We start from the raw sequence: 10,681 nt of genomic DNA, 5'->3' as shown, positions 1-10,681 counted from the left end.
GGGGCATTGCCTACTCTCCGAGCTGCTCTTTGCAACTGGCAGTACTAACCTTTTGTAAAGTATCCATGCTTTTCGACGACCGTCAAGCAGCAGTTTTCGCGTTATTTGACCCTACTATCGGGCCGCGTTAGCATTCACCGATGATCATGAGCTTTGCGGACAAGCAAACCGCCGCAGTCTTCGCTGGCCTGAAAGTGCGCCGCTTTGGAGCGGAACTATTGCGGATGGCGCAGCGGAAACTGGCACAGTTGCATCGCGCCGGCCGGATCGAAGATCTGGCTGTACCGCCAGGCAACCGCCTGGAGAAGCTCTCCGGCGATCGGAACGGCCAATGGAGCATGCGCATCAATGATCAGTGGCGGATTTGCTTCGTATGGCGCGACAGCAACGCCTGGGACGTGGAGATCGTGGATTATCACTGATGGATGGAGGTATATCGTGAGCATTCGTGTGGAAGAGATCGAAAAGATGGATTTTTCCGACGTGGCGAATCTGCGCGCAGGTCGGTCTGCCCCCATTCACCCCGGCGAGATCTTGCTGGAAGACTTTCTGAAGCCGATGGGCATCACCCAGTACCGTCTAGCCAAGGAAATCGGCGTCCCGCAGCGCCGTATCGGGGAGATCGTGATGGGAAAGCGGGCCGTTACCCCGGATACCGGGCTGCGGCTGTCCCGGTTTTTCGGAATGAGCGACGGTTTCTGGGTGGGCCTGCAAACCGATTACGATCTCGCCGTGACGCGCCACGCCATGCAGGCAGTTCTTAATAAGATTCAACGATACGACGTTCATGCGGCGTAACGACCAGGATCCGCTGGTAACGACTCCGGCAGGTTGAGTTTGCCACGCTCTGTGGCAGGTGGGCTGAAAGGCTATATTGCAGTGGTAGCGGTCATTGGAGATGGTTGAGCTCTTACGGTATCCTCAGTGCGGGCCTGAGCACGAGTTTTTTCAACGCATCAGTAGCAACCCCAGAAACATGGAGGAAAAGTTCCACGTGCCGACACCGTTTTCCGATTGGAGACGCGAACTGCTCCATTCTCGTGGACTTGACCAGCCGGATGGCCGCCCTCTTTATCGCTACCGTCTTTCTACGGCCAAGTTTGACTCTCTGGAAAGCCTTCTTCGTGGTCAGATCGGCAGCATGTCCAACTTGGCTGGCCTAGATTTAGTCGCTGCTCATTTGCCTGGATTTCCTGCGTTATTCGTTCTTTATGCCGCAGATTGGTGGCGACGCCGCTATAATGGTGGGCATTGGTCAGGGGATTCCATATTAAGAGACCTCGGCGTAAATCCATCTGAATGGACTACAGTCCAGCGACGTGAATGTGTACAGCGAGGCCTTAAAGATTGGGGTTTAGGTCTCTGGGAGAGCGGAGGGCTCCGATTCCTCGGGAGTATAGCGGTTCAAGGTGGATTACCTTTGCGGCTTCTTGCACAAGCTCGCGGCAAGATTGGCCAGATTTTGAGCCGAATCTTGCAACTTGCCATGGGTAGCAATGTCACTCAGTTGGATCTGCAAACATGGATGGAAAGCCTACAGGGAGACCTACCGCAGAGTTATAGACACCCCGCTATTGTCACTTTACTGGCCGATGTCGCCAGAACTGTGCTTAATCTGCAAACCGAAGCCACGCTGGATGCTGCCAGCGCGGGTGCTGTTAACCAACTTAATCGAAGCATACCCAACTGGCGCGAACGATTTCCTCTGCCGGTGGAGGACGATCAAGCACGAGGTATGATTGAACAACTGATTCAAGACGCTGCGCGGGTTCGAATCGAATGTCAGATCACCTGCCTGACACTGGTGCGGCACCTCGAGCAGGATGCGGATGGAATGTGGAAAATCAGGTCTATTTTAACTTTACCGGAAACACTTAAATCTGAGCAGATTTCCAGATTGTTGTGACAAACCGGTATAAATTAGCTTTGCGCAGTAGACGCCGCTTGGTACAATCTTGAGCATCGTCACAGTCGCATTCGCTTCGTCACACCGGCCCAACGTCACCGGGGCGAAGATCATGCGCTGCTGGCGAAATGTCATGCCCTCTATGAGGTGGCCAAGGCAAGAAATCCTGCGCGCTGGTCAGATAGCACACGCAATTGGACACTGATCGGTGCGGTAGATCTGAACCCACAACGACAGGATAAAAAGGCGGCTTTAAAAATGGAGGACGCGACAACCTTGATTTTTTAGGCTGCGCAATATGTTGGGTTTAATGCACATTTATAAATGTGTCAAACCCCTCGTCCGCCATCCGCGCGCGATGCTGATTGCCGGAGCTGTCCAAAAGGTGTATAAACACCTATGCACTAAACACTGAATTGGAGGCATCATGAACACGGTTCGCTGGAACATCGCCGTGTCGCCGGACGTGGATCAGTCCGTGCGCATGTTCATCGCCGCGCAGGGCGGCGGCCGCAAGGGCGACCTGTCGCGCTTCATCGAGGAGGCCGTGCGCGCCTACCTGCTGGAGCGGGCTGTCGATCAGGCCAAGACCGCTTCCGCCGGCATGAGCGAAACGGAGCTGAACGACCTCATTGACGAGGCGGTGCAATGGGCACGTAAGCACTGATGCGCGTCATCCTCGATACCAACGTGCTACTCGGCGCGCTGATTTCGCCGTACGGCTCGCCGGACATGATCTACCGCGCCTGGCGCGCGGCGCGCTTCGATCTAGTGACATCGGCGGCGCAGCTCGACGAACTGCGGCGCGTGAGCCGCTACCCGAAGCTCAAGGCCATTCTGCCCGCCCACCGCGTCGGCACGATGGTCAACAACATGCAGCGTGCTGTCGTGCTGGACGCTTTGCCTCGTCTGCCGGAAGGCGTCGAAGCAATTGACCCGAATGACACCTTCCTCTTGGCAATGGCCGTGGCGAGCGAAGCCGACTACCTGGTGACCGGCGACCGTCGCGCCGGCCTGTTGCAACGCGGCAGCATCGGCCACGCTCGCATCGTGACCCCAGCTACGTTCTGCGCCGAGGCGCTTTGACGCCATGCCGGTCCGCCGCTTTCGTCAGCGGTGAAGGACGGCACCAGACCCATTTCTGCCCTTCGCCCAGAACTCGCTGACGACAAGTTCTGCGTGGAATGCGATCAAATCAAAATATAAATATCGGGATGGGATGCTGGAGACTTTTGGTCTCGGAAAGGCGCTGTCACACCCCCTTTATGAGGAATGGCAACTGTTGGCTGGTGGCATGGGGATCAGCAGATCTCAGACACGATCCGAGCATTCATGTCCGAACATGTACATGGACAGAAAACACATTCCTGATAAAGTCCATGATGTGTGCATACCCCGTGCAATGGGAAAGCGGCAGTGGTCAGTGCATGCCGCTACACAGATGAGCGATCAATGGGGGAGATCGGATGCGTGCAGGATGTCGGTCACAGCTCTGGGTTTTGGGGTTGGCTACCTTTCTAGGCGCTTTTCCGGCCTTTTCCCAAGCCCATGAGACTTGCAAAACTGGGGTGATTCGTCAGTTCGACGGGGACTTTGGGCCTTGGCCAGGACCGCAAAACTTGCAGATCCGGCAGCGGATGGTGACCAACCACCACATACGGGTTTGCACGGCCCACGCCTATCTGGAGCTATAGTCAAGAGTAGTGTATGAGCGATTCCTAACATGATTTAGGCGGCGTCCTGTATGAGCTTAAAGCTCAAACCGAGGAAGCTGCTGCGGGACACGCAGTTCTTCGTGCGAGTCGTCCGTTGCCGAACGGTGGCAAAGGTCGATTCGATGGCGTTGCTGCTACGGATATGCCGCCAATGCTCTGCTGGAAAGTCATAGAAGGTCAGCAGGACGTCGAAGCCGATCAGCTCAAGCCGGTCGTCGATGTAGTGGCGCGCCTACGCGCGAAACGGGTCACAACCTGATGGTCAGCAGGCCGACGGGTTATGAGGTTCTGCTCACCCAAGGTGCGGAGCAGGATCTGGAATCCATCCGCAACTACACCTCTGAGTTCGATGGTGTGGCCAACGCCAACCACGTGCTCGACCGATTGATGGAGGTAGTGGATGGGATGGCCCAGTTCCCTGAACGCGGCAGTTACCCCAAGGAACTCGTTGCGCTGGGCATCAAGGAATACCGGCAGATGGCTTTCACGCCCTATCGGGTGATCTATCGCGTACTGGACAGCCGGGTCATTATCTACCTGATCGTCGATAGCCGACGGGCTATGCAGTCCGTGCTTGCACGTCGGCTTCTGGGCGCTTGACCTAAGGCATTGCGCCCTCGATAGGGCGCGGGGCGATTTCTGGCTGGCGTTGACAGAAAGACCAGACCCGTTGCAGACCGATCTTGGTGCCAAAGCGAAGGCTTTACGCTCAAAAAACGCGCGGCGATTGGTCAACAGGGCGCTCCCGCTTGGCCCTCACCCAGCACAGGGCCCCAGATAGCGCGAGTGGAATGCCGTGGGGGGTGTCGTGAACGATCTGCCATCGACCTGGCCTGTGGCCTGCACGGTGCCGTGTGCGGAGCGCCCATCCGGAGCGACGGCAACGTTGGCGTGCGCGTCCAGCGTCAAATGGGTTTCCCGGGTCGGCCCTGCTTGCGTGCAGATGGTTTCCAGCCGGTGGGCGCCGCCAATGCTTGAACTGGTCTCCTTCCACGGGGCGCAGTGCAGACCTTGCTGCTGCATCAAAATGGCGGCAACGCCACTACCGGGGTTGCAAACCTTTTGCTGCAGCATCTGCGGGCCTGCTGGCGTGCTGACCTGTGCGGTGGTTTCCCATTCCCCAGGCTGCAGCAGGGACTGAGCCCCAGGCCGCATAGCCTGGATTTGCGGGGCGGTTTTTCCGGCGGGCGGCAGCGTGGCGGAGCATACGGCAGCGATCCAGTGACCGTGCTGGGTAAAGGTTTCGTTGAGCATGGGCGCGTTGGACCAGGTCATACTGCCGCTCCCGGTCATGGTGGCGTGGCGCAGGTCGCCGGGGCCTCGTGTGAACACCATGGTGATGTTTTGGGTCATCTGGCCTTGGGGCAGTTGCATGGCGGTATGCACCCGTACCGTGGAACGCTGATCGGAGTTATCTACGACATGAGAGCTCGTTACCGGGCCTGCTCCTGCACCGGGGAGCATCCCTACGCTCTGACCAGATTGCCCTTCCGCGTTCCAGCATTCCTGCTGGGTGCGCCGAGAATGTTGCTGCATCGGCCCGGTAACGTCGGTGACGATCTCCCACAGCCCCGGCGCCACGAAGGGCTTGGTGGGTGGGCTGGCCACGGCACAGGGGGCGTTGGTCATGATGACGACAAGGGCGAAGTATGGGATTTTTAGGCGCATTGGGGCGATCCTCGGGGCAGGTCGGCAGGAAGTGGGTGGCGGCGGATGGCCAAGGAATTGCAGACGTCAATTTACCACTAATTACCACTAACCCGTGCCAGTCGCGCGATCCCCGCTAGCCCCCACCCCCATCTTTGCGCATAATGTGGCGCTTTGGATTGGCGCGGGCCTAGCGGCCCCAGTAAAGGGATGTTTCATGCGTGAAGTGAATGAGATGCGCGCCTTGGGCGCCGATCTCCAGGCCGAAAGGACGGCCTGAGGGGGTATCTTTGACCTCGAAGAAAAGCGCGGTCGTCTCGAAGAAGTAGGCCGGGAGCTGGAAGACCCAGGGGTCTGGAACAACGCCGAAACGACCACAAAGCTGGGAGTGCAGGCGTGTGCAGTGCCGCATGGTTACCGTAAAGAGATGTAATGGCCTCCCCGGCTCGAGCTAATGGCGCCACCGCAAACGGTCTGAAAAGGGCTCTCGAACCGGGTTGAGAATGAGCGATTTTGGGTCTTTTCACAACCTGCGTTTTGGGTGGGTTTTGGGGCATTCCAGGGAGCACCGTGGCGGTACAGGAAACCCACCGAGTAAGCCTGCGTCGAGGAGTAGAAAAATGATGCCAGACTGGCTCAATCAATTTCCCGAACTTCGCGGTCTGACCCAGACGAACAGTGGTACTGCGTTATTAGCTGCAGCCAAACAGGTTGGTTTTCCCGCTGGCAGCCAGATTTTCCACGCCGGCTCGCTGTGTGAGCAGTATCTTCTCGTGCAGGATGGGCGGATCCGTGTGCAGCAAGTGTCTATCAGTGGAAGAGAAATCTTGTTATATCGAATTGGGGCTGGGGAGTCCTGCATCCTCACTACGGCCTGTCTGTTCAATGGCCACGCCTATCCCGCGATGGGGATTAGTGAGACCTCGGTGCGCGCCATCGTTTTTCCACAAGACCCATTCCAAAAAGGGATTGCCGACTGCCCAATTTTTCGCAGCTTTGTTTTTCGCGCCTACGGTGATCGTTTGACGGAGCTCTTTAGCCTCGTGGAAGAAGTAGTTTTTACTCGTCTCGATATTCGCTTGGCACGATTATTACTGCACGCTGATGTCGAGAACGGGATGATCAACAGTACCCACCACGCGATCGCCGCAGAACTCGGCTCCGCCCGCGAAGTCGTCAGCCGTACATTGCGGATTTTTGAGGAACGCGGTTGGATTCAGCGCCAACATCGTCAAATTCTCCTACTTGACCTTGCTGCGCTGCGCCGTCTAGCAAATAGCTCTTGAGTTTGGTGATTTTGTCACCGACATCTCTCTCACCCTCTGACAATATCATGACTCTTTTCCCGAGGATTCAGGAGTACTGTCATGAGCATACAATCATTGTACAACGAGGGTGGATTGGACCGTGGACTACGCATATTGCTGGGCGCATTCGTCATCAGCCTGGTCTTTTGGGGCCCGAGTAGCGCTTGGGGCTGGTTAGGAGTCGTCCCCTTGGTCACCGGCTTGGTTGGTTGGTGTCCCGCCTACTCCATTTTCGGGATACGTACCTGCAAAGTGCGCTGACCCTACACACCAACGCGCTGGCCATAATGGGCAATGAAGCGCACCGTCTCGCCGCGGTGAATCAGCAGGGTATCCTTCCAACCATGTTCCGTGGGCGGCGGTGAAACACCGTCGCGTGACAAAATATGGAAGTGCGAAAAACAGGTTGAGGGTCAAGCAGTATTTTTCCTCATGCTGAACTAATTTTTCTCTGATACACTCGCAGGGATCGGTATCAACGCGCGTTCATCCCTGAGGGTGTTGGAGAGAAAATAGCGATGCCCAACAGCAATGAAGAAACATCATTAAACGAGATGTTTGATGGAATATGCCAAAGGGCGTGTACCTATCTCATCTCCGTGATTATCCCCTGCCACAACGAATCGGAAAATATCGAACCGTTGTATCATCGCGTACAAACGGTTCTGGAAGGCATGCAACAAGCGTGGGAAATCATCTTTATCAATGATGGCAGTAGTGATGATACATTACTACGCTTACTCGCCCTGCGCGAAAAAGACAAGCGCGTTACGGTAATCAATCTATCGCGAAATTTTGGCAAGGAAGCAGCGCTCACCTCCGGTTTAGACCACGCCAATGGTGATGTCGCAGTCCCTCTCGATGCAGACTTGCAGGATCCGCCAGAGCTCATTCCTGAGCTATTTGCGAAATTTCTGGAAGGGTATGATGTAATCAATGCCATTCGTAACAAACGCCTTGGCGAATCCTACACCAAAAGACTAAGTTCTTATTTGTATTATCGCTTGCTAGACAAAATCAGCAACGTTCCAATACCACACGACACTGGTGACTATCGAATGCTCTCGCGGCGCGTGTTGGAAGCCCTAAAACGCATGCCAGAACGCCGCCGCTACATGAAAGGGCTTTTCGCCTGGACGGGTTATCGGACAACCTCGATCCATTATCAGCGCGAGCCCCGACATGCCGGACAGACGGGCTGGACCTACTGGAAGTTATGGCATTTTGCCGTTGAGGGAATCACCTCTTTCAGTCACGTCCCCTTGCAGCTCGCGTCGTATCTGGGCCTCACCATCGCATTAACTTCTTTTATAGCGGCTGCGTACCTTGTGATTGATACGCTTATCTATGGAAACTCGGTCAAAGGTTATCCATCGCTCATGGTCACCGTGCTCTTTCTCGGTGGGGTTCAACTCATGGCCTTAGGCATTATTGGCGAGTATATTTCCAGAATATACGAGGAAAGTAAAAACCGCCCAATCTATCTGGTGCAAGATATTTGGTCCAGTAAGATAGTTACATTACAAGATGAGTAGAATTGTAATCAAAATGAAAAAAAATAAAATATCCTCTATCGCTAACGCCTTATTCGTTTTCGTCGGCTCCTTTCTGTTTTTCTCCTGGGGAACCGGAAATACCAGCCTGTGGGACATTGACGAGCCAATTTACGCGCAAGCACTCAAAGAAATGATGGCAACGGGAAACCTGATCGTTCCCCTATTCAACGGCCATCTGCTACCCGATAAGCCCATCTTGAATTATCTATTGATGTGGGCAGGAGTAAAAATATTTGGCTTAAACTCTTTCGGACTGCGCATCGGTTCTGCTATCGTAGGTGCGCTACTCATTCTTTTGTTGCTTGTAATGGTAAAAAAACTATACAATCAACGTGTTGCTATAATTTCCGTATTGATAACCGCCACCATCCTGCATAGCACCATTATTTTCCGCAGCGCTACACCCGATCCCTTGCTCATACTCACGGTAACGGCATCCCTGACCTTCTTTCTCTACGGGTATCTTCACGAAGAGAAAAGGTACAAGTATTTACTCCTTATGTATCTCGCCTTTGCTTTTGCGACACTAGATAAGGGGCCAATTGGCTTTTTGTTACCTGGGCTCATCATCGTCGTCTTTCTCATTAGCCAAAATGATCTGAAATTTTTACTGCGCGACAGCAGACTCAAATTTGGCGTTCCACTATTTCTGCTGATCACCCTGCCCTGGTATGTTGCGGTGGGAATAGAAACGCATGGCGCCTGGGATCAAATATTTTTCATCCAGCAAAATATCGGGCGCTTCGACTCCAGCATGCAAGGGCACAAAGGTCCCTGGTTTTACTATATCATCAGCATTTTCCTGGGCATGCTACCCTGGTCTATCTTTTTCCCACACCTGCTTGTCTGGCTCAAGAAAAATAACTTCTTCCTATCGGAAAAAATATCAAAAAAGACCCTTTTCATGATGATATGGGCAGTGGTGTGGGCAGTTTTTTTCAGCTTCTCGGCGACCAAGCTTCCGAGCTATGTTTGGGAATCTTACCCACCACTCGCGATTCTCTTGGCTTTGTATTTTGATAACAGACTCAGATCAGGGCTTGAGAACCGAAAAATTTTGGATCTTTTTTCCGCTGGCTTACTACTGGTTATCGGCTTGGCATTATGCCTGTTCGGCGGTTGGATCCTACCCCAGAGAGAACCAGAAATTCCGAATCTCGTGGCCACAGGTTTACCTTACCTCATTGGCGGAATCGTGGCGGTATTTTTCCTGCTTCGCGGCAAAATTTTGCCCGCCATGATCAGCATCGCAATTTCGGCGGTCGCTTTGAGCGTACTTCTCGTTTTCGTGTTAACGCCGCAGTTCAACCAATTAAAGCCTGCACAGATGATGGGTAAGAAAATCTCCGAAATCCAGCAAGGGAATCCCTACCGATTAGTGGCATGGAATTGGTTCCAGCCAGATTTTCTTTTCTACGCCGCGCGCGGCAACATGACTGTGCATCGCGTTGCGCATGCAAGTGATGTCAATCGCTTCACCGGAGTTGAGCCGTTGTACGTCGTCTGCCCTGAGACAGACGTTAAAGATCTAGTGTTGGCGCTGCAGCCCCCATACCAGGCAGACCTGCTCATGACCCGGTTCGAAATTTATGATCACGAAAAGATCTCTCTCCTACGCATTACCGGCTCGTCATAGCCTGGAACCGCCGCGTCCACCCCGATCTGCAGACCCTCGTTTCCTCATCCTTCCCTAACTTTGCTCTGTTATGCTGGACCGCAACTGGCAAGCTGAGGTGTCGCTGGAGGGGGCATGCGCATATTACTCGTGGAGGATGATCGGATGCTGGCCGACGCGCTCGTGCTGGCCCTGCGTGATGGCGGTCATGCGGTGGACTGGGTAAGTGACGGACGTACCGCGCGCAGCACCATGCAGCGTAGCGAGCATGAGGTGCTGTTGTTGGACCTCGGTCTGCCAGACGACGATGGCGTTCAGCTGCTGCAGGATTTGCGTGCCCAGGGTCATACCCTGCCGGTACTCATTCTCAGTGCCCGTGATGCCCTGGAGGAGCGCCTGCGCGGGCTGGATGCCGGAGCCGACGATTACCTCATCAAACCCTTTTCCGCCCGCGAACTACTCGCCCGCTTACGCGCCGTACAGCGCCGCCAGGGTGGACAAGCTGGGCCTTTACTCAGCAATGGTCTGATCAGCCTCGACCCAAGCACGCGTGAAGTCTGGCGCGAGGGCGAGAAAGCGCAACGCCTTTCGGCACGCGAATTTTCCCTGCTCAGTGCCCTGTTGCAACGGCCCGGCCGTATCCTCAGTCGCGAGGAGCTGGAAACCCGCATCTATGGCTGGGGTGAGGAGGTGGAGAGCAACAGCATCGACTTTCTCATTCACAGTCTGCGGAAAAAACTCGGAGCCGACGCTATCAAAAATCTTCGCGGCGCCGGTTGGCTGGTAGAGAAGTGCTAATGCGCGATCCTGCTCCTTCATTACAAAGACGCCTGTTCTCCCGAGTTCGACAGTTCAACGGCAAAAATCGTCAAATTCGTAATGCCACCCCAGCATTCATAGGGGTTTCAGCGCCTATTTTCGAAAACGTCTGTGGT

Annotated in this window: 12 protein-coding genes and 3 pseudogenes; 13 read left to right on the top strand and 2 right to left on the bottom strand. The window is 54.6% G+C overall.

Annotated features, from left to right (window positions below):
• The first annotated feature begins 140 nt into the window (after positions 1-140).
• From AB4090_RS14345 to AB4090_RS14320, 6 genes and pseudogenes are all read left to right on the top strand, one after another.
• The gene (locus AB4090_RS14345) at positions 141-422 is read left to right on the top strand and encodes a type II toxin-antitoxin system RelE/ParE family toxin (RefSeq protein WP_369574567.1); all 282 of its coding nucleotides are present in this window, start codon (positions 141-143) and stop codon (positions 420-422) included.
• A 16-nt stretch (positions 423-438) separates the two neighbouring features.
• The gene (locus tag AB4090_RS14340) at positions 439-798 is read left to right on the top strand and encodes a HigA family addiction module antitoxin (RefSeq protein WP_291508869.1); all 360 of its coding nucleotides are present in this window, start codon (positions 439-441) and stop codon (positions 796-798) included.
• Between the two features lie 178 nt (positions 799-976).
• Positions 977-1,906, top strand: a complete 930-nt coding sequence (locus AB4090_RS14335) for an STY4851/ECs_5259 family protein (protein ID WP_369574566.1) — start codon at positions 977-979, stop codon at positions 1,904-1,906.
• Positions 1,907-1,945: 39 nt separating this feature from the next.
• A pseudogene (locus tag AB4090_RS14330) lies at positions 1,946-2,194 on the top strand (IS3 family transposase); the annotation flags it as partial.
• Between the two features lie 139 nt (positions 2,195-2,333).
• Positions 2,334-2,573, top strand: coding sequence for a ribbon-helix-helix domain-containing protein (locus AB4090_RS14325; RefSeq protein ID WP_369574565.1), 240 nt, complete (start codon positions 2,334-2,336; stop codon positions 2,571-2,573).
• Complete coding sequence (locus tag AB4090_RS14320) at positions 2,573-2,992, top strand: putative toxin-antitoxin system toxin component, PIN family (RefSeq protein ID WP_369574564.1); 420 nt, start codon at positions 2,573-2,575, stop codon at positions 2,990-2,992. Before AB4090_RS14325 ends, AB4090_RS14320 begins: the two co-directional genes overlap by 1 nt.
• 648 nt (positions 2,993-3,640) lie before the next feature.
• Here AB4090_RS14320 and AB4090_RS14315 read toward each other — a convergent pair.
• Positions 3,641-3,805, bottom strand: a pseudogene (locus AB4090_RS14315) (transposase); the annotation flags it as partial.
• Positions 3,806-3,879: 74 nt separating this feature from the next.
• On the opposite strand from AB4090_RS14315, the gene AB4090_RS14310 reads away from it, so the two are divergent.
• Entirely contained in the window at positions 3,880-4,221 is a 342-nt protein-coding gene (locus AB4090_RS14310) for a type II toxin-antitoxin system RelE/ParE family toxin (protein WP_369574563.1), read from the top strand.
• A 156-nt stretch (positions 4,222-4,377) separates the two neighbouring features.
• On the opposite strand, the gene AB4090_RS14305 is transcribed toward AB4090_RS14310, so the two are convergent.
• Positions 4,378-5,289: a hypothetical protein gene (locus AB4090_RS14305; protein ID WP_369574562.1), complete on the bottom strand. Its 912-nt coding sequence runs from the start codon at positions 5,287-5,289 to the stop codon at positions 4,378-4,380.
• A 214-nt stretch (positions 5,290-5,503) separates the two neighbouring features.
• Here AB4090_RS14305 and prfB point away from each other — a divergent pair.
• From prfB to AB4090_RS14275, 6 genes and pseudogenes are all read left to right on the top strand, one after another.
• A pseudogene (gene prfB, locus AB4090_RS14300) lies at positions 5,504-5,656 on the top strand (peptide chain release factor 2); the annotation flags it as partial.
• A 232-nt stretch (positions 5,657-5,888) separates the two neighbouring features.
• The gene (locus AB4090_RS14295) at positions 5,889-6,554 is read left to right on the top strand and encodes a Crp/Fnr family transcriptional regulator (protein WP_369574561.1); all 666 of its coding nucleotides are present in this window, start codon (positions 5,889-5,891) and stop codon (positions 6,552-6,554) included.
• An 81-nt stretch (positions 6,555-6,635) separates the two neighbouring features.
• Positions 6,636-6,836, top strand: coding sequence for a DUF2892 domain-containing protein (locus AB4090_RS14290; protein ID WP_369574560.1), 201 nt, complete (start codon positions 6,636-6,638; stop codon positions 6,834-6,836).
• A gap of 257 nt (positions 6,837-7,093) precedes the next feature.
• Positions 7,094-8,110 (top strand): glycosyltransferase family 2 protein, encoded by a 1,017-nt coding sequence (locus AB4090_RS14285; protein ID WP_369574559.1) that lies wholly within the window; start codon positions 7,094-7,096, stop codon positions 8,108-8,110.
• Between the two features lie 13 nt (positions 8,111-8,123).
• On the top strand, positions 8,124-9,767 hold the full coding sequence (locus AB4090_RS14280; protein WP_369574558.1) for an ArnT family glycosyltransferase: 1,644 nt from the start codon (positions 8,124-8,126) through the stop codon (positions 9,765-9,767).
• Positions 9,768-9,881: 114 nt separating this feature from the next.
• Complete coding sequence (locus AB4090_RS14275; RefSeq protein ID WP_369574557.1) at positions 9,882-10,544, top strand: response regulator; 663 nt, start codon at positions 9,882-9,884, stop codon at positions 10,542-10,544.
• Positions 10,545-10,681: the final 137 nt, after the last annotated feature.

It is taken from the genome of Acidithiobacillus sp. IBUN Pt1247-S3 (assembly GCF_041146875.1).
Lineage (GTDB): Bacteria > Pseudomonadota > Gammaproteobacteria > Acidithiobacillales > Acidithiobacillaceae > Igneacidithiobacillus.
The sequence above is the reverse complement of the archived record's forward strand: the minus strand, read 5'-3'. Positions and strand labels throughout refer to the sequence as shown.